At 67.2% G+C, this 26,768-nt stretch carries 21 protein-coding genes and 1 riboswitch; of the genes, 7 read left to right on the forward strand and 14 right to left on the reverse strand.

What is annotated here, in order from left to right:
• Window positions 1–4: 4 nt before the first annotated feature.
• Genes corA through AB4059_RS05440 form a run of 3 tightly spaced genes read left to right on the forward strand, consistent with a single transcriptional unit; the run spans window position 5 to window position 3,265 of the window.
• On the forward strand, window positions 5–997 hold the full coding sequence (corA, locus tag AB4059_RS05430; protein ID WP_498977291.1) for a magnesium/cobalt transporter CorA: 993 nt from the start codon (window positions 5–7) through the stop codon (window positions 995–997).
• A 23-nt stretch (window positions 998–1,020) separates the two neighbouring features.
• Window positions 1,021–3,078 carry a carbon starvation CstA family protein gene (locus tag AB4059_RS05435; RefSeq protein ID WP_498977293.1) on the forward strand — a complete coding sequence of 686 codons (2,058 nt, stop codon included), beginning with the start codon at window positions 1,021–1,023 and terminating at the stop codon, window positions 3,076–3,078.
• Complete coding sequence (locus tag AB4059_RS05440; protein ID WP_498977852.1) at window positions 3,065–3,265, forward strand: CstA-like transporter-associated (seleno)protein; 201 nt, start codon at window positions 3,065–3,067, stop codon at window positions 3,263–3,265. Before AB4059_RS05435 ends, AB4059_RS05440 begins: the two co-directional genes overlap by 14 nt.
• Before the next feature lie 248 nt (window positions 3,266–3,513).
• Here AB4059_RS05440 and AB4059_RS05445 read toward each other — a convergent pair whose 3' ends face one another.
• From AB4059_RS05445 to AB4059_RS05455, 3 genes are all read right to left on the reverse strand, one after another.
• Window positions 3,514–3,702, reverse strand: coding sequence for a hypothetical protein (locus tag AB4059_RS05445; protein WP_498977295.1), 189 nt, complete (start codon window positions 3,700–3,702; stop codon window positions 3,514–3,516).
• A gap of 109 nt (window positions 3,703–3,811) precedes the next feature.
• Window positions 3,812–5,878, reverse strand: coding sequence for a S9 family peptidase (locus AB4059_RS05450; protein WP_498977297.1), 2,067 nt, complete (start codon window positions 5,876–5,878; stop codon window positions 3,812–3,814).
• A 32-nt stretch (window positions 5,879–5,910) separates the two neighbouring features.
• On the reverse strand, window positions 5,911–7,911 hold the full coding sequence (locus tag AB4059_RS05455) for an OPT family oligopeptide transporter (RefSeq protein ID WP_498977299.1): 2,001 nt from the start codon (window positions 7,909–7,911) through the stop codon (window positions 5,911–5,913).
• Between the two features lie 112 nt (window positions 7,912–8,023).
• On the opposite strand from AB4059_RS05455, the gene AB4059_RS05460 reads away from it, so the two are divergent.
• Window positions 8,024–9,757 (forward strand): peptide MFS transporter, encoded by a 1,734-nt coding sequence (locus AB4059_RS05460; RefSeq protein ID WP_498977301.1) that lies wholly within the window; start codon window positions 8,024–8,026, stop codon window positions 9,755–9,757.
• Here AB4059_RS05460 and rfbD read toward each other — a convergent pair.
• The 5 genes from rfbD to ssb form a co-directional block, all read right to left on the reverse strand.
• Window positions 9,750–10,652, reverse strand: coding sequence for a dTDP-4-dehydrorhamnose reductase (gene rfbD, locus AB4059_RS05465; RefSeq protein ID WP_498977303.1), 903 nt, complete (start codon window positions 10,650–10,652; stop codon window positions 9,750–9,752). The genes AB4059_RS05460 and rfbD overlap by 8 nt on opposite strands.
• On the reverse strand, window positions 10,649–11,209 hold the full coding sequence (gene rfbC, locus AB4059_RS05470) for a dTDP-4-dehydrorhamnose 3,5-epimerase (RefSeq protein WP_498977305.1): 561 nt from the start codon (window positions 11,207–11,209) through the stop codon (window positions 10,649–10,651). The genes rfbD and rfbC overlap by 4 nt, the downstream gene beginning before the upstream one ends.
• Window positions 11,206–12,111 (reverse strand): glucose-1-phosphate thymidylyltransferase RfbA, encoded by a 906-nt coding sequence (rfbA, locus tag AB4059_RS05475; RefSeq protein WP_498977307.1) that lies wholly within the window; start codon window positions 12,109–12,111, stop codon window positions 11,206–11,208. The genes rfbC and rfbA overlap by 4 nt, the downstream gene beginning before the upstream one ends.
• Window positions 12,108–13,163, reverse strand: coding sequence for a dTDP-glucose 4,6-dehydratase (gene rfbB / locus AB4059_RS05480; RefSeq protein ID WP_498977309.1), 1,056 nt, complete (start codon window positions 13,161–13,163; stop codon window positions 12,108–12,110). The genes rfbA and rfbB overlap by 4 nt, the downstream gene beginning before the upstream one ends.
• 134 nt (window positions 13,164–13,297) lie before the next feature.
• Complete coding sequence (ssb, locus tag AB4059_RS05485) at window positions 13,298–13,822, reverse strand: single-stranded DNA-binding protein (protein WP_498977311.1); 525 nt, start codon at window positions 13,820–13,822, stop codon at window positions 13,298–13,300.
• 446 nt (window positions 13,823–14,268) lie between these two features.
• On the opposite strand from ssb, the gene AB4059_RS05490 reads away from it, so the two are divergent.
• A complete protein-coding gene (locus tag AB4059_RS05490; protein WP_498960581.1) occupies window positions 14,269–14,889 on the forward strand; it encodes a response regulator in 621 nt (206 codons plus the stop codon).
• A gap of 6 nt (window positions 14,890–14,895) precedes the next feature.
• On the opposite strand, the gene AB4059_RS05495 is transcribed toward AB4059_RS05490, so the two are convergent.
• Window positions 14,896–15,222, reverse strand: a complete 327-nt coding sequence (locus AB4059_RS05495) for a PilZ domain-containing protein (protein ID WP_498977313.1) — start codon at window positions 15,220–15,222, stop codon at window positions 14,896–14,898.
• Window positions 15,223–15,374: 152 nt separating this feature from the next.
• Complete coding sequence (gcvP, locus tag AB4059_RS05500; protein ID WP_498977315.1) at window positions 15,375–18,233, reverse strand: aminomethyl-transferring glycine dehydrogenase; 2,859 nt, start codon at window positions 18,231–18,233, stop codon at window positions 15,375–15,377.
• Window positions 18,234–18,393: 160 nt separating this feature from the next.
• Window positions 18,394–18,482, reverse strand: a riboswitch (glycine riboswitch).
• 119 nt (window positions 18,483–18,601) lie between these two features.
• On the opposite strand from gcvP, the gene AB4059_RS05505 reads away from it, so the two are divergent.
• Window positions 18,602–19,597: a polyprenyl synthetase family protein gene (locus tag AB4059_RS05505; protein ID WP_498977317.1), complete on the forward strand. Its 996-nt coding sequence runs from the start codon at window positions 18,602–18,604 to the stop codon at window positions 19,595–19,597.
• Here AB4059_RS05505 and AB4059_RS05510 read toward each other — a convergent pair.
• The 4 genes from AB4059_RS05510 to AB4059_RS05525 form a co-directional block, all read right to left on the reverse strand.
• Complete coding sequence (locus tag AB4059_RS05510) at window positions 19,594–20,376, reverse strand: dienelactone hydrolase family protein (RefSeq protein WP_498977854.1); 783 nt, start codon at window positions 20,374–20,376, stop codon at window positions 19,594–19,596. The genes AB4059_RS05505 and AB4059_RS05510 overlap by 4 nt on opposite strands.
• A gap of 85 nt (window positions 20,377–20,461) precedes the next feature.
• A complete protein-coding gene (gene murD / locus AB4059_RS05515) occupies window positions 20,462–21,874 on the reverse strand; it encodes a UDP-N-acetylmuramoyl-L-alanine--D-glutamate ligase (RefSeq protein ID WP_498977319.1) in 1,413 nt (470 codons plus the stop codon).
• Entirely contained in the window at window positions 21,855–23,216 is a 1,362-nt protein-coding gene (murL, locus tag AB4059_RS05520) for a UDP-N-acetyl-alpha-D-muramoyl-L-alanyl-L-glutamate epimerase (RefSeq protein ID WP_498977320.1), read from the reverse strand. The genes murD and murL overlap by 20 nt, the downstream gene beginning before the upstream one ends.
• Window positions 23,213–25,804, reverse strand: a complete 2,592-nt coding sequence (locus AB4059_RS05525) for a bifunctional aspartate kinase/diaminopimelate decarboxylase (RefSeq protein WP_498977321.1) — start codon at window positions 25,802–25,804, stop codon at window positions 23,213–23,215. The genes murL and AB4059_RS05525 overlap by 4 nt, the downstream gene beginning before the upstream one ends.
• Before the next feature lie 85 nt (window positions 25,805–25,889).
• On the opposite strand from AB4059_RS05525, the gene AB4059_RS05530 reads away from it, so the two are divergent.
• Window positions 25,890–26,768: a PhzF family phenazine biosynthesis protein gene (locus AB4059_RS05530; protein ID WP_498977323.1), complete on the forward strand. Its 879-nt coding sequence runs from the start codon at window positions 25,890–25,892 to the stop codon at window positions 26,766–26,768.

Raw genomic sequence — 26,768 nt, forward strand, 5'->3', positions numbered from 1 at the left:
GGGCATGACACTGCCCGCCTTGCCTCCCTGCGTCATCAATTGCGCGGTTTACGACCGCCACGGCCAGCGTCGCGACATCACGCTCGACGAGATCAGCGACGTGCTGTCGGTCGACGACGACAGCTTCGTCTGGGTCGGCCTGTACGAACCGGAAGACACCTTGCTGGAAAAGCTGCAGGAGGAATTCGGCCTGCATGAACTCGCCATCGAGGATGCGCTGCACGCGCACCAGCGGCCGAAGATCGAGGCCTACGGCAATTCGGTGTTCGTCGCCGTCCACACCGCGCAGCTGGTCGACGACAAGATCCAGTTCGGCGAAACGCATGCGTTCCTCGGCCCGCGTTACCTGGTGACGGTGCGCCACGGCGCATCGCTCTCCTACGCACCCGTGCGTTCGCGCGTGGAGCGCGAGCCCGAACTGCTGGCGCTCGGCCCTGCCTATGGCCTCTACGCGGTCCTCGATTTCGTCGTCGACAACTACCAGCCGATCGTCGAGGGCTTCCGCGATTCGCTCAACGCGCTGGAAAAGGACATCTTCGCCGAGACCTTCCGCCGCGAAACGATCGTCAAACTCTACGAGCTCAAGCGCGAACTCACGCAGCTGCGCCTGGCGGTCTCGCCGATGCAGGACATCCTGGCGCAACTCACGCGCATGCACGGCGGGCTGGTGCCCGAGGAAGTGCGCCTGTACTTCCGCGACGTGCTCGACCACGCGATGCGCGTGAACGAATCCACCGACACCATGCGCGAGATGCTCACCGCCGCGATGAGCGTGAACCTCTCGCTGGTCACCGTGAACCAGGGCGAGGTGGTGAAGAAGCTCGCCGGCTGGGCCGCGTTGCTCGCCGCGCCGACGCTGATCGCCAGCTGGTACGGCATGAACTTCGTCGGCATGCCCGAACTGCATGCGCGCCACGGTTACGCGATCCTGGTGTGCGTCGTCGGCGTGGTCGTGATCGGCCTGTACCGTTACCTGAAGAAAGTGCGCTGGCTCTGAGCCGCCACGGGGAGAAGCATCCGATGCGGAAGGTGGCTTGGCTCGGCTGGGGCGCGCTCGCCCTGTTCGCGGCGATGTGCCTGGCGACGCTCGCGCTCTCGCGCGGCGAAACGGTCGGCGCGTTGTGGATCGTGTCGGCGGCGGTGTCGGTGTTCTGCATCGGCTATCGCTTCCATGCGCGCTACATCGCGGAGAAGGCGCTGCGCATCGATCCCACGCGCGCGACGCCCGCATGGCGACGCAACGATGGCCTGGACTACGTGCCGACGCAGAAGTCGGTGTTGTTCGGGCATCACTTCGCCGCGATCGCCGGCGCAGGCCCGCTGGTCGGGCCCGTGCTCGCGGCGCAGATGGGGTATCTGCCGGGACTGCTGTGGATCCTGTTCGGCGTCGTGCTCGCCGGCGCGGTGCAGGACATGATGGTCCTGTTCCTTTCGGTGCGGCGCGACGGGCGCTCGCTCGGCGAAATGATCCGCACCGAACTCGGCGCCGCCGCGGGCGTCACCGCGATGATCGGCATCCTCGCCATCATGGTGATCCTGCTCGCGGTGCTCGCGCTGGTCGTGGTGAAGGCACTCGGCCAGAGCCCATGGGGCACGTTCACGGTGGCGATGACGATTCCGATCGCCTTGCTGATGGGCGCGTGGCTGCGCTGGTGGCGTCCGGGGCGCATCCTCGAAGCCTCGATCATCGGCCTGGTGTTGTTGCTCGCGTCGATCTGGTTCGGCGGGCACGTGGCCGAATCGCCGGACTGGGCGCCGCTGTTCACCTTCGACGGCAAGACCCTGGCGTGGATGCTGATCGCCTACGGCTTCATCGCCGCGGTGTTGCCGGTGTGGATGCTGCTCGCGCCGCGCGATTACCTTTCGACTTTCCTCAAGATCGGCACCGTCGTGTTGCTCGCCGTGGCGATCCTGGTCGCGATGCCGGAGCTGAAGATGCCGGCGGTGACGCGCTTCGTCGACGGCACGGGGCCGGTGTTCGCAGGTGCGTTGTTCCCGTTCCTGTTCATCACCATCGCGTGCGGCGCGATCTCCGGCTTCCACGCGTTGATCGCTTCGGGCACGACGCCGAAGATGATCGCCAGCGAAGGCCAGATCCGTGCGATCGGCTATGGCGGCATGTTGATGGAAGCCTTCGTCGCGGTGATGGCGCTGGTCGCCGCGTGCGTGCTCGATCCGGCGATCTACTTCGCGATGAACGCACCGGCCGCCGCGATCGGCACGACGGCCGAATCGGCGGCGCACGCGATCGCGCAATGGGGTTTCGTCATCACGCCCGACGTGTTGACGCAGACCGCGCGCGACATCGGCGAAACCACGATCCTTTCGCGCACCGGCGGCGCGCCGACGCTCGCCGTCGGCATGGCGCAGATCCTCCACGGCATCGTCGGCGGCAGCGGGATGATGGCGTTCTGGTACCACTACGCGATCCTGTTCGAAGCCTTGTTCATCCTGACGACGATCGACGCGGGCACGCGCGTGGCGCGTTTCATGATCCAGGAAGTCGTGGGGCTGGCGGTGCCTGCGTTCCGTCGCACGGAAAGCTGGACGGCCAACCTGGTGTGCACTGCGCTGGCGGTCGCCGGTTGGGGATGGTTCCTCTACCAGGGTGTCGTCGATCCGCTCGGTGGCATCAATACGCTGTGGCCCTTGTTCGGCATCGCGAACCAGATGCTCGCGGGGCTGGCGATGATCTTCGTCTGCGCGGTGTTGGTGAAGATGAAGCGCGAGCGTTTCCTGTGGGTGGCCGCGGTTCCGACCGTTTGGTTGTTGGTGTGCACGTTGACCGCGGGTTGGCAGAAGCTTTTCCACGCCGATCCGAAGATCGGGTTCCTCGCTAGTACGCGTCGTTTCAGCGAGGCGCTCGCGCGCGGTGAGGTGCTTGCGCCGGCGAAGTCGCTCGACGAGATGCGTCGCGTGATCTTCAACTATCAGGTCGACGCGGCGTTGTGCGCTTTGTTCATAGGCGTGGTGGTGCTCACGTTGGTGTTCGCCACGCGCGCGGCCTTGCGTGCGCGGCGCAGCAGTACGCCGACCGCGATGGAGACGCCGCATGTGGCGCTCGATGCGATTGGTTGAGAAGTTGCGGGAGGCGTGGGCGGCGGCGAAGGCCACGGCGCGGCTGGCTGTTGGGCTGCCTGATTACGATGCGTATGCGGCGCATGTGCGGGCGCGACATCCTGACGTGATGCCTATGACGCGCGAGGCGTTTGCGATTGAACGGATGCAGGCGCGGTATGGGAAGGGTCGGTCGCGCTGTTGTTAGCTGAGCGCCACTTTCGTCATTAACGCGCCGCTGGGGCATCACCTTTCGAACGCTGGCTCTCGCTCGGGCGCTTCGCCCGAGCACTCACTTGCCGGTGCGAAGCAAGCTTCGCACTGCCCCGATCCTTGTCGAAGAAGCAGCCACCTCCGTTGAGGTGAGCCTCGACGCGTGGCGTGGTGTGGTTCACCAGAGCAAGGCCATGCGTCTGCCCGAAGTGGACGTCTTTGCTCTTCGCAGGTTGACCAAAGTCAGGTGCGCGACGCGATCGTCCCCCATGCCGCCGCTTTCCTTCGATCCTTGCCCGAGCGCCGGTCGGCCTTGTCGGGCTCGAACCGGATCATTTCGCGGCGGTCGTTCGACTGGCGGCGCTCGCCGCTCTTCCGCCGGTCCGGGCCGCGATAGGCCTTGAACTCGCCCCCGTGGTCGATCTCGTACATGCGGTCTCCCCCTCGTCCGAGCGGCCACCCTCGTGCGGCCACTGTCGAGCCTGCGTGAAAACAAAAGGCCCCGCAACTGCGGGGCCTTCGGTCGGTCGCAACGGCCGGATTACTGGCCGATGTGCTGCTTCAGCCAGGCATTGACCGTGTCGTGCCACAGCACGCTGTTCTGCGGCTTGAGGACCCAATGGTTCTCGTCGGGGAAGTACAGGAACTTCGACTCGATCCCCCGGCGCTGCGCCGCGGTGAACGCGCCGATGCCCTGCTCCACCGGGATGCGGAAGTCCTGCTGCCCGTGCACGACGAGGATGGGCGTCTTCCAATCCTTGACGTGGTTGACCGGATTGAAGCGTTCGTAGTTTTCCGGATGCTCGAACGGCGTGCCGCCGTTTTCCCATTCGCTGAACCACAGTTCCTCGGTCGCGTAACCCATCATGCGCTGGTCGAACACGCCATCGTGCGTGACCAGGCACTTCCACGGCGCGTTCCAGTTGCCGGCGATCCAGTTGACCATGAAGCCGCCGTACGAAGCACCCAGGGCGCAGGCCTTCGAGCCGTCGAGGAAGTCGAATTGCTTCTGCGCCGCGTCCCAACCCTTCTGCAGGTCTTCGAGCGGGCGGTCGCCCCAATGCTGGCTGATCGCGTCGGTGAAGGCCTGGCCGTAACCGGTCGAACCGTGGAAGTCGATCATGACCACCGCGTAGCCCTGGCCGGCGTAGGTCTGCGGATTCCAGCGATAGCTCCAGCCGTTGCCGAAGCTGCCCTGCGGGCCGCCGTGGATCAGGAACGCCACCGGGTACTTCTTGCCCGGCTGGTAGTTCCAGGGCTTCACGACATAACCGTGCACGGTCTCGTTGTTCCAGCCGGCGAACTTGAACTGCGTGGCTTCGCCGAACTTCACGTCGGGCACCATTTCGCCCGCGCTTTGCGTGATCGCGCGCGGCGTCGCGCCGTCGGGCTGCGCGGCGAACAACTGGTCGCCGGTCTGCAGCGTGTTGCGCGTGTAAACGAGCGTGGGTCCCTTCAGGTCGAGCGCGGTGACCGTGCCGTCCTTGACGATCGAAGTGACTTCACCGCTCGCGATGTCGACGGAGAACAACGGGGCCTGCCCGAGTTCCTCGGCGGTGGTGTAGATCGACTTGCCGTCCTTGGACAACGCGATGCCGTTGGCCGAGGCATCCCACTTCGATGCGATTTCGCGCGTATTGCCCGAACCCAGGTCCATCGCCATCAGCGCGAAGCGGTCGGCTTCGAACCCCGGGCGCTTCATCGCGCGGTAGTACAGCGTCTTGCCGTCCTGCGCGAACACCGGCGTGGTGTCCCACGCCTTGTTGGCGGCGGTGAGGTTCTTCGCGGTGCCGGTGCCGTCGGCGTTGACCAGGTACAGGTCGAAGTTGGTCGACCACGGCTCCTGGCCGTCGGCCTTGCGCGCGGACAACACGAGCGACTTGCCATCGGGCGACCACGTCATCTCGCTGGTATCGCCGAAGGGACGCGAGGGCACGTCGCCGATCACGTCGCCGCCGACCAGCGTGGCCTGCGTGATCTTCGCGCCACTGGCGGCGAAGGGCGCGACGAACACGCGATTGAGCTTGCCTTCGTTCCAGGCATCCCAGTGGCGGATGAAGAGGCGGTCGAACAACACGCCCGAGGCCTTTCGATCCTCGCGCGCCTTGTTGCGCTTGACGTTGCACTGCAGGTCGGACTTGCAGTCGGCGAAGGCTTCCAGCGCGAGTGCGACGCGCTTGCCGTCGGGCGAAACCACGTAGCCGCCGACATCGCCTGCGACATCGGTCAGCTGCACCGGCGTGCCGCCGGCGACCGGGATCGCGTAGAGCTGCATCGAGCCGCCCTTCGCGCTGAGGAAGTACACGCGCGTGCCGTCGTCTGCGAACGTCGCCGAATTGACGTTCCAGCCTTCGGGCGTGAGGCGCGTCGGCGGCGCGGCATCGCGCGCCATGAGGTCTTCGATCCACAGCGAGGTCGCGCTCTTGTTCGCATCGAAATCCACGACGCGCTTGGCGAACACGACCTTGCGGCCATCGGGCGACAACACAGGCGCGGAGACGCGATCGAGTTTGGCGAGATCGCGTACTTCGAAGCCGCGGTCGGCGTGCGCAACAGAGGGAAGAACGGCGGCGAGCGCCAGCGCGAGGAGGGAAGGTCGGAGCGTCATGGCGGTATTCCGATGAAGAGACAGAAAGTGCGTCAGGTGGTCTGGCGGCTGAGGCGTTCGATCCAGCGATAGAGCAGGAAAAGCACCGCAACGAAGACGATGCCGCCGACCCATACGCTGTACTTCGCAGCGAAATCGTCGCCAACCAGCCCCAGCGGATAATTCTGGCCGGAGAATGCAACGATCGCCGCAATAAGCACGCCAACCAGGCCTTCGCCGACGATCAATCCGGAGGCCAGCAGGACGCCGAGTTGCTTGGTCGCTTCCGGACGCGGGCCGCGGTCAGCGCGCTTGTCGTAGTACGCGCCGACGATCGCGCCGACGACCACCATCAACGTCGCAGACGTCGGCAGGTAGATGCCGAGTCCGACCGCGAGCGGTGCAAGGTGTGCGGACTTCGTCGTGCGGCGGAGAACGGCGTCCAGCACGATCAATGCAACGCCGATGCCGGCGCCGATGCCGATCAAGTTCCACGGAACGTCATTCTGGATGACGCCCTTCGCGAGTGCAGAAATCAAGCCCGCTTGCGGCGCGGCAAGCGCGTGCGCGGGATCCACGCCCGGCGCGCCGGCGAATCCGTACGCTTTATTGACGATCGACAGCACCGGCGGAATGACCGCCGCGCCGGCAAGCACGCCGACGATCAGCGCCCACTGCTGGGCGGACGGCGTGGCATCGACGAGCTGGCCGGTCTTGAGGTCCTGCAAGTTGTTGTTGGCGATCGCCGCGACGGTGAATACCACCGCGGTGACGAACAGCGCGAATGCAACCAGGCCCTTCTCATGTCCCGGCTCGAGGAACGGCTTGATGCCGAACACCAGGAGCAGTGCTGCGCCGATGACCACGATGATGCCGATGCCGGACAACGGACTGTTGGACGAGCCGATCAGGCCGGCCATGTAGCCGCACACCGTCGACACGAGGAAGCTCATGACCACGATGTAGATCAGGCCGCCGATGACCAGCGCGGGCGCATGCGCGCTCAGGCCGGTCTGGCCGGCGAGATACGAGAGAAGGAAGCCGATCGGTACGAAGCACGCGGCCATGATCATGCCGACCACGGGAATCGGAATGTCGTGCTCCGTCCGCGGCAGCGAATCGAGTTTGCCGGCCTTCCGCACGCGGTTGGCCTGCATCGCCGACGTCAGACCGATGAAGACAGGCTTGACCAGCTTGGCGAGCGTGTAGATCGCCGCGACGGCAATCGTACCGGCGCCGACGAAACGCACCTGGGCGCCATGCGTTGCGCCGGCAATGTCCTCCGGGCTGCCCAGGGCGCCCAACATTTCCGAGGAGAAGTGCGGCACACCCCAGATCCAGGCGATCGCCGCGCCGAGCAACATCGCAAGGCCTACCCACAGCCCGACCAGATGGCCGACGGCAAACAACGCCATCGACAGCGCGAAATCGAAGCCGGACACGCCGTTCTCGCCGACCTTGAAGTAGCTCTTCACGTCGCTGGCGAAGATGCGCGTGGCGACAACGATCGCAAACGCGGCCGCCACGACAGCGCCCCACACCACCGCAAGCAGGCCAGCGCGGCTGGCTTCCGCGCCTTCGGCCGTGCCTTCGGCGCCGGGGCTGCCGACCTTCAGCACTTCGGCGCAGGCCACGCCTTCGGGATACGGCAGGTCGGAGTTGGTGACCAGCGCGCGGCGCAGCGGGATCGAATACATCACGCCGAGGATGCCGCCGAGCGCGCAGATCAGGAACGAGGTCCAGTACGGGAAGCCGGTCCACCACCCAACGATCACCAGGCCTGGCAGCACGAAGATGATCGAAGACAGCGTTCCGGCCGCGGACGCGACCGTCTGCACGATGTTGTTTTCCTGGATCGTCGAATCCTTGAAGTTGCGCAGCAGCGCCATCGCGAGCACCGCCGCCGGAATGGACGTGGCGAAGGTCAGGCCGGCCTTCAGGCCGAAAAACACGTTGGCGGCCGTGAAGGCCAGGGTGATGACCACGCCCAGGATCAGGGCGCGCAGGGTGAACTCGTTGCGCGGCGCAAGGCCGCCCTGAGCGTTGCTGGACACGGCGTGCGACTCCCCGTCTTGATCGGAAAAAATCGGGCCAACCCTACGCGGCGCCCCCGGCCAAGTCCAGCCTATACTCGCCCCGTCCGTGCCGGACAGGGGAATCCGCGCGATGTCGACGTCCGTCACCGCCTATACCGACATTCCGCGCAGCGAAGACTTCCTCGGGCATCCGAAAGGTGTTTTCGTCTGCTTCTTCACCGAGATGTGGGAGCGCTTTTCGTTCTACGGGATGAAGGCGTTGCTGCTGCTTTATCTCCTGAAGCACCACGGCTTCAACGACGACGCGGGCTACGACCTCATCGGCGCCTATGGCGGCCTGGTCTATGCCGTGCCGGTGATCGGCGGCCTGCTCGCCGACCGTTGGCTCGGGATGCGCAAGGCGGTCGTGCTCGGCGGCATCCTGTTGTGCCTCGGGCACCTGGGCATGGCGGTCGAAGGCGAGGCGGCGCATCGCGTCAACGGCGTGATGGTCCGCGATGCCGGCGCCCTGCAGGTGTTCTATGCCTCGCTCGCGCTGATCATCATGGGCGTGGGCTTCCTCAAGCCGAACATCTCCACGATCGTCGGCAAGCTGTACGCCGAAGACGATCCGCGGCGCGATTCGGGCTTCACGCTCTTCTATGCGGGTATCAACGTCGGCGGTTTGTTCGCCGGTTTGATCTGCGCGTTCCTCGGCGAAACCTACGGGTGGAAATACGGGTTCGGCGCGGCGGGCGTGGGCATGCTCGCGGGGCTGGCGATGTTCCTGTGGGGACAGAAGTACCTGCATGGCCATGCCGAGCCGCGCGATCCGGCGGCGCTGCGCACGCGCGTGGCGGGCCTGTCGCGCGAATGGTGGATCTACCTGGGTTCGTTCGCCGGCGTGGCGGTGGTGTGGCAGTTGATCCAGACCACCGGCGCGGTGCATTGGTCGATGCACGTGGTGGCCGCGTTGTTCTTCGCGTGGTTCGTCTGGTACGTCATCGCGCGCTGCACGCGCGAACAACGCGAGCAGATGATCGCGCTGCTGATCATCATCCTCGGCGTGCTGGTGTTCTTCACCCTGTACGAGCAGACCTACGGCTCGTGGCTGACCTTCACCGACCGCCTGATGACCAAGGACATGTTCCCGTCCTTGGTGAGCGATGCGAGCGGCACGTTGCCGTGGTCGATCTGGTTGATGGCGGGCTCGCCGGTCCTGATCGTGATGGCGCTGCGTGCGAGCGATGCGGGGAAGCGCGGATTCGCGCGCACGCTCGTCGCCATCTGGGTGCTCGCGATGGCGGTCGCGTGCTTCCGCGATGTGGTGCTAGTGCCGCAGACGGCTGGCTCGTTGACCTTCCTGGGATCGTTCTTCGTCGTGCTGCTCTCGCCCTTCTTCGCGTGGCTTTGGCCGTGGCTGGAGAAGCGCCGCGCGAATCCGAGCAAACCGCTCAAAAGCGCGATCGGGTTGTTGTTCGCCGCGCTGTCGTTCCTGCCGCTACTCGCGGCGGCGCACACCGTCGGCCCCGGCGCGATGGCGAGCGTGTGGTGGCTGGTGCTCGCCTACTTCCTGCTCGAATTCGGCGAGATGTGCCTGTCGCCGATCGGCCTGTCGGCGGTGACGCAGTTGTCGGTCGCGCAGGTCGTCGGGTTGATGATGGGCGGCTTCTGGCTCGCGACGGCGTATTCGGAAGTGCTGGCGGCCTCGTTCGGCAAACTCGCTTCGATCGAAATCCCGGAGGGCGGTGCGATCGACGTGGTCGATGCCGCGGGGAAATACGCGCACCTGTTCCACCTGATGCTGTGGATCGGCATCGGCTCGGCGGTGGTGTTCCTGGTGATCACGCCGCTGTTGAAGCGGTGGATGCACGGGGTCAAGTGACGGGCGGCATCCGGTCGAGCGTGGCGTCCAGCGCCGACCGCCAATCCGGCAGCGCGATGCCGAAATCGCGTTGCACCGCGGCGGTGTCGAGCACCGAATACGCGGGGCGCGCGGCAGGCGTCGGGTAATCGGAGGTCGGAATCGGCACCACGCGCGGCGCCTTAGCGAGCAGGCCGCGTGCGACCGCGCCTTCGAAGATCGCCGTTGCGAAGCCGTGCCAACTCGTCTTGCCGGTCGTGGCCAGGTGCCACAGGCCGTTGCGGCGATTCGGTTCGCGCAGCACATGCGCGGTGACGTCGGCGAGCAGCCATGCGGGAGTCGGCGTACCGACCTGGTCGTCGACGACGCGCAGTTCTTCGCGCTCGGCGCCCACGCGCAACATCGTGCGCAGGAAATTGTGGCCGTGCACGTCGTACACCCACGCGGTGCGGAAAATCGCGTGGCGCGCGCCGCTGCCGATGATCGCGACTTCGCCGGCGCGCTTCGAATTCCCGTACACGCCGAGCGGCGCGGTCGGATCGTCTTCGCGGTACGGGCGCGTGCCCTGCCCGTCGAACACGTAGTCGGTCGAGTAATGCACGAAATACGCATCGCGCGCGGCGCAGGCGGCGGCGATGCGCGCCGGTGCTTCGGCGTTGATGCGGTGCGCGAGCTCGGGTTCGGACTCGGCGCGATCCACCGCCGTATGCGCGGTGGCATTGACGACGATGTCGGGCACGACGCGCGCGACCAGTGCGTCGATCGCGTCCAGGTCGGTCAGATCCAAGGCTTCGCACACCGTGCCGTCGGACAGCGTGCCGCTGCGGCAGGTCACGACGACATCGCCCAGCGGCGCGAGCGTGCCGCGCAGGCGCCGGCCGAGCTGGCCGTCGCCGCCGAGGAGCAGGACGTTCATGGCGTGCTGTAGACCGGAAGGCGCTCTTGCGCGACGTCGGCGAGGAAAGGCGCGTTCGCGTCCTTGTCCGACAGCGACGGATGCCCGATCGGCCAGTCGATTGCCAGCTGTGCGTCGTTCCAGCGAATGCTGGCATCGGCCGCCTTGTCGTACGGCGCCGTGCACAGATAGCTGAAGAGCGCGCGCTCGGACAACACGGCGAACCCGTGCGCGAAGCCTTCGGGCACCCAGAAGTGGCGCTTGTTGTCGGCACTGAGGATCACGCCGGCGTGCTGGCCGAAGGTCGGCGAACCGCGACGGATGTCGACGGCGACGTCGTACACCTCGCCTTCCAAAACGCTCACCAGCTTGCCCTGCGGGTTGGGCCACTGGTAGTGCAGGCCGCGCAGGACGCCGCGGCTGGAGGAAGACACGTTGCTCTGCATGAAGTTGGTCGGCAAACCGAGTGCGCCGAAACGCTCGGCATTCCAGGCTTCGTAGAAGAAACCGCGTGCATCGCCCCAGACGGCGGGTTCGATCACGACGCAACCAGGCAATTGCGTTTCGACGACTTTCATTCGACGCGTCCGTGTTCCAGCAGGCTGAGCAGGTATTGGCCGTAACCGTTCTTCGCGAGCGGCCTGGCCAGCGCTTCGAGCTGCGCCCGGTCGATCCACTTGTTGAAGTAGGCGATTTCTTCGGGGCAGCACACGCGCAGGCCCTGGCGTTTTTCGATCGTCTCGATGTACGTCGAGGCCTCGACCAGCGATTCGTGCGTGCCCGTGTCGAGCCAGGCGTAACCGCGCCCGAGTTTTTCCAGGTGCAGGCGGCCTTGCTCGAGGTACACGCGGTTGAGGTCGGTGATTTCGAGTTCGCCGCGCGCCGAGGGCTTGAGCTTGGCGGCGTATTCGCTCGCGTTGCCGTCGTAGAAGTACAGGCCGGTGACGGCGTAGTTGGAACGCGGCTTGGCGGGCTTCTCTTCCAGGCCGACCACGCGGCCGTCGGTGTCGAATTCGGCCACGCCGTAACGCTCCGGATCGCGCACCCAGTAGCCGAAGACGGTCGCGGCATGCTCGGTGCGGTCGTCGGCGCGCTGCAACAACTCGGTCAGGCCGTGGCCGTAGAAGATGTTGTCGCCCAGGACCAGGCAGCTGGGCTTGCCGTCGACGAATTTCTCGCCGATCAGGTACGCCTGCGCCAGGCCGTCGGGGCTGGGCTGCACGGCGTATTCGATGTTCATGCCCCACTGCGCGCCATCGCCGATGAGGTTCTGGAACAGCGCCTGCTCGTGCGGCGTGTTGATGATCAGCACGTCGCGGATCCCGGCGAGCATCAGCACGCTCAGCGGGTAATAGATCATCGGCTTGTCGTAGACGGGCAGCAGCTGCTTGCTGATCGCCTTGGTGATCGGATACAGGCGCGTGCCCGAACCACCGGCGAGGATGATGCCCTTGCGTGCCGTCGTGCGCGCCGGCGTCATGCGGCCGTCCCGATGCGTTCGAGGCGATAGCTGCCGTCGGTCACGCGACCCACCCAATCCTGGTTGGCCAGATACCAGTCAACGGTATCGGCGATGCCCTGTTCGAAGGTGTGTTCGGGCTTCCAGCCCAGTTCGCCCTTGAGCTTGTCGGCGTCGATCGCGTAACGGCGATCGTGGCCGGGACGATCGGTGACGAAGGTGATCTGCGATTCGCGCTTCTTGCCGTCGTCGCGCGGGCGGCGCTCGTCGAGCAGTGCGCAGATGGTCCGCACGACATCGATGTTCTGGCGCTCGGCGTCGCCGCCGACGTTGTATGTTTCGCCGACGCGGCCACCCGCGAGCACGGTGCGGATCGCGGCGCAGTGGTCGCCGACGTACAACCAGTCGCGCACGTTCTTGCCGTCGCCGTAGACCGGCAGGGGCTCGCCGGCCAGCGCGCGCGCGATGATCAGCGGGATGAGCTTTTCCGGGAACTGGTACGGGCCGTAGTTGTTCGAGCAGTTGGTCGTCAGGACCGGCAGGCCGTAGGTGTGGTGGAAGGCGCGCACCAGGTGGTCGGAGGCGGCCTTCGACGCGGAGTACGGCGAGTTGGGCGCGTACGGCGTGGTTTCGGTGAACTTGCCGGTCTCGCCCAGCGAGCCGTAGACCTCGTCGGTGGAGACATGCAGGAAACGGAAGGCGTCCTTCGCCGCGCCCTGCAGGGATTTCCAGTAATCGCGCGTGGATTCGAGCAATGCGAGCGTGCCGACGACATTGGTCTGCACGAAGGCCGCGGGGCCATCGATCGAGCGATCGACATGGCTTTCGGCCGCGAAGTTGATCACGGCATCGGGGGTGTACTCGCGCAGCAGGCGATCCACGAGTGCGCGATCGCCGATGTCGCCTTCCACGAACACATGGTTCGCGTCGCCGGCCAGGGGCGCGAGCGTGTCGACGTTGCCCGCGTAGGTCAACGCATCGAGGTTCACCACGCGCACGCCGCGGCGCACCGCGTCGAGTACGAAATTGCCGCCGATGAATCCGGCGCCGCCGGTCACCAACCAGGTCGTCACATCAGCCTCCAGTGCCTTGCGAGTCGCCGCCCCAGACCGGCGATGGGGACATTCCCCGGTAAAACGGCCCCTCTCCCGGGCCGCGTGTCCTGCATCGTTGCCGCCCGCGACGCAAGGCCGCGGGCGACGCGCCATCAGAACGGGATGTCGTCGTCCGCGAAGTCGTCGCCGAAGTCGCGCGCGGGCGGCGCGGAATCGCGGCGCGGCGCGCCTTCCTGGCCCTGGCCCTGGCGCTGCGGGGGCGCGGAACGCTGCGGACGGTCGCCGCCGCGCTCGGCGCGGGCACCACCACCGCCACCGCCACCGCCACCACCGCCGCCTTCACCACGGCCGCCGAGCATCTGCATCTCGTCGGCAACGATGTCGGTGAAATACTTCTCGACGCCGTCCTGGCCGGTGAACTTGTCGTAGCGGATCGAGCCTTCGACGTAGACCGACGAGCCCTTGCGCAGGTATTCGCCGGCGATTTCGCCGAGCTTCCCGAAGAACTTCACCCGGTGCCACTCGGTGCGTTCCTGGGTGTTGCCTTCCTTGTCCTTGCGCACGCTGGTGGTGGCGAGGCTGATCGAGGTGACGGCCATGCCGCCCTGCGTGTACTTGGTTTCCGGGTCGTTGCCGAGATTGCCGACCAGGATCACCTTGTTGATGCCACGTGCCATGGAGTGCGTGTCCTCGAATGCGGGATGGGTACGGCCGGTCGCGGGGGGCCGGCGGGCCAGTGCGCACATGGTACCAGCGGCCGGGGACGCCGCCTGCCGACCTGTCGGCGGAATCACACCCGCGGCCCGTCCGGCGCCCGGGGGCGGACATCGCGGACCCGCGGCCATCCCGGGGCAGCCCGTCACTTGCGCATCGATGAATCAGCGCGGATGCGGACTGGAAACGTCTTAACTCTGCGAATGTTTGTACTCCGTGCGTTTCGCGGGATTGGCGCTTGCCTTCTAATCCGCGCCTTCGCGATGTCGTCCCTGTGCGACACGCGTGCCCCTTGGTGCAGATCTGCACCACCTGCCGTCGTCCACGGCGATCGCGTGCCTAGAATCGGGTCGCATGCGATCGCGGGGGCGCGCTCGCTCGCCACCTTCGTCCAACCAGGGCCAGATCCATGTATCGAGTCATCATCGTCGACGACCACCCCATGGTGTCGGCCGCACTGAAAGACCTGCTGGAAATCAACGAGACCTTCGAAGTCGTCGCCGTGCACGACAACGGCGGCGCGGCCCTCTCGGCGGTGCGCACGCTGCAACCGGACCTGCTGATCATCGACCTGGGCGTTCCCGTGCTCGGCGGCGTGGAGGTGATCTCGCGCCTGCGTGCAGGCGGATCGGGCGTGGGCATCCTCGTCGTCTCCGGCGGCGAGGCGCACGAAAGCGGCCTGCGCGCATTGCGTGCCGGCGCCAACGGGTTCGTGCACAAGACCGATGCGATGAGCGAAATCGCGATGGCCGCGCTCGTGGTGGCGCGCGGCAAGTCCTACTTCAACCAGGAACTGCTGATGTTGGCCGGCGACGGACAGACCGACGGACGTCCGGTCACGCGCCTGACCGAACGCGAGTTCGAAGTGTTCCGCTGCCTGGTCGCCGGCCAGTCCAACCGCGACATCGGGGAACACATGCGCCTGAGCAACAAGACGGTCAGCGCCTACAAGATGAAGATCATGCGCAAGCTCGGCGCGCGCAACATCCGCGACCTCATCGAACTCGCGCGCGAAACCGATTCGGCGTAGCCGCGGTCACACCGCGCCGGCGGCTTCCATCAGGCGTCCGATCTCGGCGTCCTGTTCGGCGTCGAAGCGCAGGCCCATGTGGTCGATCGCCACCCAGGCGACGTGCGTCTGCAAGGTGATCGAGTCGCTGTCGGGCACGTCGAAGAACATGCGCAGTTGCGTGCCGTCGGACGGCGTCCAGCCCGGCACGAGGTCCACGCGCGCGCCGCCTTCGGACAGGTCGAGGATGTAACCCTCGTGCGAATGCCCGTTCGGCGCGACGAGCACCGCGCACAAGACGTTGAACCGGGCGTGCTTGCGCTTGTCTGCAGCGACGGCAACGGAGGTTTCCATGCGCCGATGCTAGCCCCGTCCGGCGCGCCGGGTGACGAGCGCGCACGACGAGGCGTCGGCAGGCGCGCCCCCCGGACCGGCGGCGCGCTGCAGGGGAAGGACGGTCGCCGGGAAGGCCGGCATTGCGCAGTGCACAACGCCGGCCGTTGCCCTTAGTCGGCGTAAGCCTCGAGCGGCGGGCAGGAACAGACGAGGTTGCGGTCGCCGTAAACGTTGTCCACGCGCGCCACCGGCGGCCAGTACTTGCCGGCCACGAGCGATGCCAGCGGATACACCGCGGCTTCGCGCGAATACGGATGCGTCCACTCCCCCACCACTTCCTGGGCGGTGTGCGGCGCGTTGCGCAGCGGATTGTCGTCCTTGTCCAGCATGCCGCTCTCGACCGCGCGGATCTCTTCGCGGATCGCGATCATCGCCTCGCAGAAACGGTCGAGTTCTTCCTTCGACTCGCTTTCCGTCGGCTCGATCATCAGCGTGCCCGCGACGGGGAAGGACATCGTCGGCGCGTGGAAGCCGAAGTCGATCAGGCGCTTGGCCACGTCTTCGACGCTGATGCCGCTGCTGTCCTTCAGCGGGCGCAGGTCGAGGATGCATTCGTGCGCGACGAGGCCTTCGTGGCCGGCGTACAGCACGGGGTAATGCTCTTCGAGGCGGCGCGCGATGTAGTTCGCGTTGAGGATCGCCATCTGCGATGCCAGGCGCAGGCCCGTGCCGCCCATCATGCGGATGTACATCCACGTGATCGGCAGGATGCTCGCGCTGCCGTAGGGCGCCGCAGCCACGGCGCCGTCCTTGCGCGCGAGGTGGCCGGTGCGATGCCCCGGCAGGAAGGGCGCCAGATGCGACTTCACGCCGATCGGGCCGACGCCGGGACCACCACCGCCGTGCGGAATGCAGAAGGTCTTGTGCAGGTTGAGGTGCGAGACGTCGCCGCCGAACTTGCCCGGCGCACACAGCCCGACCATGGCGTTCATGTTCGCGCCGTCGATGTACACCTGGCCGCCGTGGCCATGCACGATCTCGCAGATCTCGCGCACGCCTTCCTCGAACACGCCATGCGTGGAGGGATACGTGATCATGATCGCGGCGATCTTGTCCGAATGCTGCGCGGCCTTCGCGCGCAGGTCGTCGAGGTCGACGTTGCCGCGCGCATCGCACGCGGTGACGACCACGCGCATGCCGGCCATGTTCGCCGTCGCGGGGTTGGTGCCGTGCGCCGAAGACGGAATCAGGCAGATGTCGCGATGCCCTTCCCCACGGCTGGCGTGGTAGGCGCGAATGGCGAGCAGGCCCGCGTATTCGCCCTGCGAACCGGCGTTGGGCTGCAGCGAAACCGCGTCGTAACCGGTGGCCTCGCACAGCATGCGCTCGAGGTCCTGGGTCATCTTCGCGTAGCCCAGCGCCTGGTCTTCCGGCGCGAAGGGATGCAGCGCGCCGAACTCCGGCCAAGTCACCGGGATCATCTCGCTCGCGGCGTTGAGCTTCATCGTGCACGAGCCCAGCGGGATCATCGTGCGGTCGAGCGCGAGGTCGTAATCGGCCAGGCGGCGCAGGTAGCGCATCAACTCGGTTTCGGAGCGATGCGTGTTGAACACCGCGTGCTGCAGGAACTTCGACGTGCGGCGCAGGCCCTTGGGCAGCGTCGCATCCATGCCGCGCAGGGTATCGAAGTCGGGGATCGCCGCGCCTTCGCCGGCGAAGACGTGCCACAGCGCTTCGATGTCGCCGCGCGTGGTGGTTTCGTCGAGCGAAACGCCCAGGCGCGAAGGATCGATCTCGCGCAGGTTGTAGCCCGCCGCGCGCGCCTTGTCGTGCAGCGCGCCGGTGCGGCCGCCGGTGGCGAGGGTGATCGTGTCGAACCACGTGGCCTGTTCGACCTGCACGCCGAGCTGCTTCAGGCCGGCGGCGAGGATGACGGTGAGCGCATGCGTTCGCTCGGCGATCGCCTGCAGGCCTTCGGGCCCGTGGTAGACGGCGAACATGCTCGCGATGTTGGCCAGCAACACCTGCGCGGTGCAGATGTTGGAGGTCGCCTTCTCGCGGCGGATGTGCTGCTCGCGCGTCTGCATCGCCAGGCGATAGGCCGGCTTGCCGTGGCGGTCGATCGAAATGCCGACCACGCGGCCCGGCATGTCGCGCTTGAACGCATCCTTCGTCGCGAAATACGCCGCGTGCGGGCCACCGAAGCCCAGCGGCACGCCGAAGCGCTGCGCGCTGCCGATCGCCAGGTCCGCGCCGAATTCGCCCGGCGGCGTGAGCAGCGTCAGCGCGAGCAGGTCGGCGGCGACCGCGACCAGCGCATTGGCCGAATGGAACTTGGCGACAATCGCGCGCAGGTCGTGCACGTCGCCGTTGGTCGCCGGATATTGCAGCGCGGCGCCGAAGAACTTCGAGACGTCTTCCAGCGCGAACTCGTCGCCGACGACAACTTCGTAACCGAGCGGTTCGGCGCGCGTGCGCACGACGTCGATCGTCTGCGGATGGCAATGCTGCGACACGAAGAACGCGTTGGCGCCCTTGTTCTTCGACAGGCGCTTGCAGAAGGTCATCGCTTCGGCGACGGCGGTGCCTTCGTCGAGCAGCGAGGCGTTCGCGATTTCCATGCCCGTCAGGTCGGACACCAGCGTCTGGAAGTTGAGCAGCGCTTCCAGGCGGCCCTGCGAGATTTCCGGCTGGTACGGCGTGTAGGCCGTGTACCACGCGGGGTTCTCGAGCAGGTTGCGCAGGATCGGCGCGGGCGTGTGCGTGTTGTAGTAGCCCTGGCCGATGAACGAACGCAGGACCTGGTTCTTGTCGGCGTAGGTGCGCAGTTGCGCGAGCGCCTCGGCTTCGCCCAAGCCGTCGCTGGCCGGGAGGACCGCGGTGCCGCGGATGCTGGCGGGAACGACGCTTTGCGTGAGCGCGTCGAGGGAGGCGTGGCCGAGCAGGTCGAGCATCGCCCGGGTGTCGGCCTCGCGCGGACCGATATGGCGCGCGATGAATTCGTTGCGGGTATCCAGCGGGGTGGTCATGGGCGCGCCTTGGTGAAATAGGGCGCCCCATCTGTCTATTCGCCTGAGAGCGTTACTCCTTCGGCGGGCCGGGACGGGTCGCATGCAGGGGTCGCGCGGCCGGAAGGGGGAGGAACTCCGGGACGCGCGGTGCGAGACCGCCGGTCACTTTTCAGATTGTGTCTGCCGCGAGGTCCTTTTGCCTGAGAGTTTCCGGGGCGGTTGCTCCTTCGGCGCCGGCGTCGAACCGGTCTCTCCCACGCGGCAGGTGGTGCTGGTTGTACCCGCGAATGGTCTCATGCCCCCACCCCGTGCGGCAAACGCGGGACGGTGAATGTGCGGGGCTGCCTATAATTGCCGCCCGCCCTGCCGCCTTGCCCGCCTCCGACGTGAACGCAGCCCCCGACCGCAGCCTCCCCGACCTGCCCGCGATCCAGGCCCTCGCGCAGGAGGACATGGCCGCCGTCGACGCGCTGATCCGCAAGCGCCTGGCCTCCGACGTGGTGCTGATCAACCAGGTCAGCGAGTACATCATCGGCGCGGGCGGCAAGCGCCTGCGCCCGATGCTGCTGTTGCTCGCCGCGCGCGCGCTCGGCCATCGCGGCCCGCACGCGCACCAGCTCGCCGCGGTCATCGAGTTCATCCACACCGCGACCCTGCTGCACGACGATGTCGTCGACGAATCCGACCTGCGCCGCGGCCGCCGCACGGCCAACGCGGTGTGGGGCAACGCGGCCAGCGTGCTGGTCGGCGACTTCCTGTATTCGCGCAGCTTCCAGTTGATGGTCGAACTCGAGCGCATGGAAGTCATGCGCATCCTCGCCGACACCACCAACCAGATCGCCGAGGGCGAAGTGCTGCAGTTGCTGCACGTGCGCAACCCCGACACCGACGAGGCGGCGTACCTGCGCGTGATCGAGCGCAAGACCGCCGTCCTGTTCGCCGCCGCCACGCGCCTGGGCGCATTGCTCGCCGGCGCGGATGCGAAGACCTGCGATGCGATGCACGAATACGGCCTGCAACTGGGCTATGCCTTCCAGATCGCCGACGACGTGCTCGACTACGCCGCCGACGCCGATGCGCTGGGCAAGAACCTGGGCGACGATCTCGCAGAAGGCAAGGCCACGCTGCCGCTGATCCACGCGATCCTCCACAGCGACGCACCCACGCGCGCGGCCTTGCGCAATGCCGTCGAACACGGGGACGTGGACGCGATGCCGCAGGTGGTCGCGGCGATCAACGCCACTGGCGGGCTCGATTACAGCCGCGCGCGCGCGTTCGAATTCGCGCAAGCGGCGGAGGCGGCGCTCGATGCGTTGCCGTCGAACGTCGCGACCGATGCGTTGCGGGGGTTGGCGCGGTATTCGGTCTCGCGGGATCGTTAGTTCGCGAATCGCTCGGCGAAGAACACGCGCATCATCCGTTCGGCGCGCCGCATCGCCAGTTCGTTGTAGACGCAGCCCGGCGGCTTGTTCGCATCGGGCAGCGCGAAGCAATGCACCGCGCCGCTGAAGTTCACGAACTGCCAGTCCACGCGCGCGGCGTTCATTTCGTTTTCGAACGCGGGGATGTCGCTGGCCGTGTATTGGTCGTCCGCACCGTTCAGGACGAGGATGCTCGCCTTCACCGTGCCGGCCTTGGCGGGCATCGTGGTGTTCAGGCCGCCGTGGAAAGTCGCCACGGCCGAGACGTCGGCGCCGCTGCGCGCCAGTTCCAGGGCGGTGGCCCCGCCGAAGCAATAACCGATCGCGCCGATATGCTTGGTATCGAGCGGGACGTCCTTCGCGGCGCGCAGCACGTCGAGCGCCTTGGTCGCGCGCGCACGCAGGCTCGTGCGGTCGTCGTAGAGTTTTTTCACCTGCGCCTGCGCGTCGGCATCGGTCTTCGGGCGCACGCCCTTGCCGTACACGTCGGCGAGCAGCACGACGTAATCGTCGCCGGCGACATGCTTGGCCTTGGCGATCGCCGAATCGGTGACGCCATACCAATCGGGCACCATCAACAGCCCGGGGCGCTTGATCGCATTCGTGTCGTCATAAACAAGGTAACCGCTGAAGGTGTCCTTGCCGACCTTCCATTCGACCGGCCTTGCCTGCATTTCGGCGTGCGCGGCCGACATCCCGAAAACGCAGAGCATCAACGCGAACAACGATCGACCGAACATCGTGCGACGCATGGCGGACTCCGTTTGCCTGGGTGGTGTTCTGGTGCGGCAGACTACGCCGGAAACGCGGCCATGGCGTGAACGCTCAGGCGATGCCGATGCCCGGGATCGCGCTGATCGCGTCGGGGTCGAAGCCCGCCAGCGCCGCGAAATGGCGCCCGCGCGCGACGTAGTCCTTGTAGGCGCCGAAGCTGGGCGCGCCGGGCGAAAGCAGCACGACGCCCTCGCCCGCCAGGGCCGCGCGCGCCTGGTCCATCGCGTCGGGCAGGTCGGTGGCCGCGCGCAGGAGGAACCCGCCGCCGCGTGCGACCGACTCGAGCAGATCGTGGATCTTCGGCCCGTTCTGCCCGAGCGTGACGATGGCCGCGGGCGCATGCGTCCGCATTTCCTCGGCGAACCCCGACCAATCGATGCCACGGTCGTGGCCGCCGGCGATCAGCGCGACGCGACGATCGGCGAAACACGCCAGCGCCGCGAGGCTCGCATGCGGCGTGGTGCTGATCGAATCGTTGACGTAGGTGATGCCGTCGCGCACGCCGATCGTTTGCAGGCGATGCGGCAACGGGCGGAAAGCCGCGGCATGCGGCGCGAGCGCGGCGGCATCCAGGCCCAGCGCTTCGATCGCGGTCAGCACCGCGCAGAGATTGCCGCGATTGTGGCGGCCGGGCAGCGGCAAGGACGCAGTGTCGAAGACGGCGCGATCGCCGCGATACAACACATCGCCACGCAGGTGCCAACCATCTTCGCGATTGAACCAGCGCACCTGCGTGTCGGCGTGCAGGAGCAACGCGGCGAGCGTCGGGTCGGTCGCGTTGAGCACCGCGATGCGCGGGCGCGCGTCGGTGACCAGGCGCAGCTTGTCGGCCACGTAGCGCGCTTGCCCGCCGTGCCAGTCCAGGTGTTCGGGAAACACATTCAGCGCGATCGCGACGTCGGGCTGCGTGCCGCTATCGGCGACATCGCCCGTCTGGTAGCTCGACAACTCGATCGCCCAGTACGCGGGCGCGTCCTGTGCCGACGCATCGGCGTCGAGCAACTCGAGCATCGGCATGCCGATGTTGCCCGCCAGCGCGGTGCGATGCCCTGCCGCGCGCAGGAAGTGCGCGAGCAACGCGGTCGTGGTGCTCTTGCCTTTCGTCCCGGTGACGCAAAGCGTGCGCCCGTGTCCGTTCGCCGCATGCTCGCCGAACCACAGGGCCGTGCCGCCGATGAAGCGCGTGCCGCGCTCGGCGGCGGACACCGCTTCGTTGCGATACGGGCTGATGCCCGGCGATTTGACCACCACGTCGAACGCGGAGAGTGCATCGCCGTCGACCTGCGTGCGCGTCGTCAGCGCAGCGTCGTGCAATTCCGCGGCCTGTCCGGCTTCGGCCGCATCGCAGAACAGCGTCAGCGCCTGCTGCGGAAGCCGCGCACGCAGCGCGCGATACGCCGCGCGGCCTTCGCGGCCCCAGCCCCAGAGGGCGACACGCTTGCCCTCAAGCGACGAAATGCGCACGCAGCTTGGCCCACAGCGCGGAAGGAATGCGGTGCTCCTCGTCGATCACCATCAAACCGGCGACATCGAGTTCCCCCGCATCGAGTTGCGGCGCGATCTCGCGCGCGAAACGTTCGACCAGCGCATCCTCGCGCCATTCCGGGCGCGCGGCGAGCGCGGCCATCGCCGCGCGCGATTCGCGTCCCTCGCCCACGCATTCGAAAGGCTTGTGGTCCTGGTATTCCAGCAGCGCGTCGTAACCGGCGGTCTGCGCCGGATCGTCGAGCAGGTTGCGCCCGAAGATGCCGACCAGGCGCGGCTTTGGCATGAACGGCGCCAGCGCGAGGAAGACGAAGTGGCATTTCGGACACACGCCGCACCAGCGGTTCGCGGGGCGTTCGCCGAGCAGGTGGAAATTGCGGTTGCAGCTGGAGAAGTGCGCGTCGTAGCGGTCGGTCTTCGCGAATTGCCGCGCGACTGCGAGTTCGCTCATCGGCCGCAGCAGCGAGTAGTAATGCAGATCGGCCGCCACATGCGATTGCACATGGTCGGCGAGCGCCTGCTCCCACGCCCAGCCCTTCGACCACTGGTGGTTCACTTCGCCCGTGCCGGGGATCAGCGAGCCATAGCTGGCCGATCGCTCGTTGGAGAACACGACCTGGTCGGCGCCGAGCACGATCGCGGCGAACAGCATGATCGCCGAGTTCACGCCCGTCACCGGGATGTGCCCGTTCAACGCGCCCTGTCGATTGAATTCGAACAAGGCCGGCGCGAGTGCGCGCCCGATGTTGAGCGTCGGCAGGCCCGTGCGTTCGGCGCAGGCCTTGATCAACTGCGAACCGCCGATCCACGTGACCGTCTGCGCAACGCCCGCAGCGCGCAGCGCTTCGATGGACACCAGCGAATCCTTGCCGCCGCCGATGGCGACGAGCGCGTGCTCGGGCAAGCCGACCGCGGGCGCTGCAGGCGCGTTGTCTCCCCAATGCGGGAACTTGATGCGCTCGTGCAGGTGCAGCCCGTTGCGATAGGCGAACTCGCCCAGGCCGTTGAGATAGAACGAATCGAGCATCGACGCCGTCGCCGCGTCGATCGGCTCGCCTTCGATGCGGATCTCCGCAGGCACGGCCGCCTTGTAATAACTCACGCCGGCCAGCAAATGCAGCAAGCGCAATGCCCGTTGCGCGGCGTCGGCACGCGCGCCGTCCAGCGTGAACGGTGCGCCCGGCAGCGTGATCGTCTCGATCAGCTCCGGACCCTCGTCGAAGGCGTAAACCAGCTGCGCCACGCCGGTGGCGGCATCGAAGGTGTTGCGCACGAAGCGGAACGCGCGGATCGTGTCGCGCGAAAAAGTCCAGCCGGTCATTCGATGGTGTCCTCTGCGGGCAGCGCGCGCAGGTTGTAGGTGCTCGCCATGGCCATGCCGTAGGCGCCCGCGTCGGCGACGAGGATCACGTCGCCTTCCGCCGTCGCCGCCGGCAACAGGCGGGAATGGCCCAGCACGTCGCCGCTTTCACAGATGGGGCCGACGACGTCGAAATCCAGCAGGTCGACGTCGGCCATGCGCGAGAGATTGTGGATGCCGTGGTAGGCCCCGTACATCGCCGGGCGCGCGAGCGCGTTCATGCCCGCGTCGCACCCGACGCGGCGCACGCCGTCCTTCTCGACGACCTGCGTGGCATGCAACAGCAGCACGCCGCACTCGGCCACCATGAAGCGGCCGGGCTCGACCACGAGCTTGAAGCGCGGATAGGCCGCGCGGATTTCTTCCAGCCCCGTGCGCCATGCGCCCAGGTCGAAGTCTTCCGCATCCGGTGTGTAGGCGACTGGCAGGCCGCCGCCGATGTCGATGGATTCGATGGTGCCCACGCTGTCGGCCATGCCCGCCAGTTCGGCGTACACCACGCGCCAGTGGCGGGGATCGTCGATGCCGCTGCCCATGTGCGCGTGCAGGCCGACGATGCGGACATCGAGCTTCTGCGCCTGCGCGACGAATTCGTCGAAGCGTTGCAGCGACAGGCCGAACTTCGCCGCGACGCCGCCGGTGTTGACCTTCGCGTGGTGGCCGCCGCCGTGCCCGATGTCCAGGCGCAGCCAGATCGTGCGGCCGCGGAACACCTCGGGCCAGCGCTGCAGCGCTTCGACGTTGTCGAGCGTGACCGTCGCGCCCATCGCGAAGGCGGCTTCGTATTCGGCGCGCGGCGCGAAGCTCGGCGTGAACAGCACGCGCTCGGGCGACAGCGACGGCACGGTGCGGAACACGTGCTCCAGTTCGCCGATCGACACGCATTCCAGGCCGAAGCCTTCTTCGACCAGCGTGCGCAGGATGGCCGGATGCGGGTTGGCCTTGATCGCGAAGTAGCGGCGTTCGATCGCATCGATGGACGCCAGGTCGCGTGCGCGATCGCGCACGGTCGCCAGGTCGTAGGCGTAGGTCGGCGTGGCGTGGTTGGCGATGGCGAGCAACGCCTCGCGCTTGCCCACCCACCACGGCACGCGACGCGCCGGCTTGCCGTGCGCGATGTCGCGCCAGCTCGGGCCGAACACGGTCGTGTCCTGCACCGGCATCGCGCCGCCACGGATCAGTTCGGCGTGCAATTGCGGGAGCATGCCGTCGGCGTCGGCTTCGTCGACGACGAAAGTCAGGTTGAGATCGTTCGACGACTGCGAAATCAGATGAACGCGTTCCTGGCCGAAGGTCGCCCACACGTCGGACAGCTTGTGCAGCAGCGAACGCATGCCGCGGCCGACCAGCGTGATCGCCGCGCAGGGCGCGATCACCTTCACGCGGCAGACTTCGGCAAGGTCGGCCGACAGGGTTTCCAGCACGTTGGTCGTCACCAGGTTTTCGCTGGGGTCCAGCGACACGGTGACGTTGGTTTCAGAGGAACCAATCAAGTCCACCGACAGGCCGTTGCGCTTGAAGCGCTCGAACACGTCGGCGAGGAAGCCCACCTGTTGCCACATGCCGATGCTTTCCATCGACACCAGCACGATGCCGTTGCGGCGGCTGATCGCCTTGACGCCGGGCACCGTCGCGGCGCTGGCGTCGATGCGCGTGCCGGGAAGATCGGGGCGCTCGGTGTCGAGGATGGTGATCGGCACGCCGCCATCGCGGCAGGGCGCGATCGAACGCGGATGCAGCACCTTCGCGCCGGTCGTCGCGATTTCCTGCGCTTCGGCGTAATCCAGGCGCGTGAGCAGGCGCGCGTCGGGCACTTCGCGCGGGTTGGCACTGAACATGCCGGGCACGTCGGTCCAGATTTCCACGCGCGATGCGCCGAGCAATGCGCCGAAGTACGCCGCCGAGGTATCGGAACCACCGCGACCGAGGATCGCGGTGCCGCCATCGTCGTGGCGCGCGATGAAGCCTTGCGTCACCAGCATCGGCGCGGGCTGCGCATCGAAGCGCGCTTGCAGCGCGGCATCGGGTGCGCAGCGACAATTGACTGACAGGCGCTGCGCCCACGGACTCGCATTGGGCAGCGACACCGCGTCGAGCCAATCGCGCGCATCGCTCCAACCGAAATCCAGGCCCTGCGAACGCAGGTAGGCCGCGCCGAGCGTCGAGGACAACAATTCCCCTTGCGCGAGCACGTCCGCCTGCCAGGACAGCGCACGCATCTGCGCGCGCGCATCGGTGGCAAGTGTGCGCAGTGCGCCCAGGCGCTCGCCCAGGACCGCGTCGGCGTCCAGGTCCAACTCCGCGCAGAACGCGCGGTGGCGTTCGACGAGCGCATCGATGCGGTGATCGAAGGCTTCGCCGGGCGCCGAGTAGGCGATCGCCTGCAACTCGTTGGTCACGCCCGAGAGCGCGGACACGACGACGAGCACGCGCACGCCTTCGTCGCCGACCCGTTTGCTCGCCAGGCGGCCGATCGTGTCCCAGCGATTGCGACGCGACACCGAGGTGCCGCCGAACTTCAAGACCACCCACCGCACTGGTTGCGACACCACCGATCCCCGTCGTGTTCCCGGAATGCGCGACTCTCGCGCCAGATGCCTGCAAAATGCGGCTCCGGGATTCTAGGGTATTGCCATGGCCTTGCGCCGCTACATGCAGGTGGATGTGTTCGCCGACCGGCCCGGTGCCGGCAATCCCCTCGCGGTCGTGCTGGACGCCGAAGGACTGGATGACGCGGCGATGCAGGCCATCGCACGGTGGACGCGCTTGCCCGAGACCACCTTCCTGTTCCCGGCCGCCTCGGCCGACAGCAGCTATCGGTTGCGGATCTTCTCGCCGCGCAGGGAGGTTCCCTTCGCCGGCCACCCGAGCGTCGGCAGCGCGCACGTCGCGCTGGCCGCGGGGTTGGCGCAGGTCGAGGATGGGTTGCTCGTGCAGGACGGCATCGCCGGCAAACTCCCGCTCCGCGTGACCGGAACCGGTCGCAAACGCACGATCGCCGTGCGCACGCCGCGTTCGCGGGTGCTGGAAACCGCCTTGGCCGACGATCCGCGCCTGGCCCCTGCCCTCGCCGGCCTGCCGCTCGGCGCATTGCCGCCGGCGCTGGTCGAAGGCGGACGCCGCTGGTGGCTGGTGGAAATGGCCGACGAAGCCGCATTGCGCGGCGCGTCGCCCGACTGGGCCGCGATCGGCAAACTGGCGCAGGACACCGACAGCATGGGCGTGTGCGTCTTCGCGCGCAGCCGCGATCCGGTCTATTACCTCGCGGTGCGCGCGTGGGTCGGCGCGCCGGCGCAATTCGAAGATGCGGCCTCGGGCGCGGCCAACGCGACGCTCGCCGCGTATCTGGCTTCGCGGGGCGCACTGCCGGGAAGCGGTGGTTTCTATCGCATCAGCCAGGGCCGCGAAGTCGGCCACGACGCGATCATCGAACTCACCGTCGACGCCGACGGCGAAGTCTGGTCGGGCGGTCGCACGTGCACCGTCGTCGAAGGCCGCATCGACTGGCCGTGA

Source organism: Lysobacter sp. 2RAF19 (assembly GCF_052115395.1).
GTDB lineage: Bacteria > Pseudomonadota > Gammaproteobacteria > Xanthomonadales > Xanthomonadaceae > Noviluteimonas.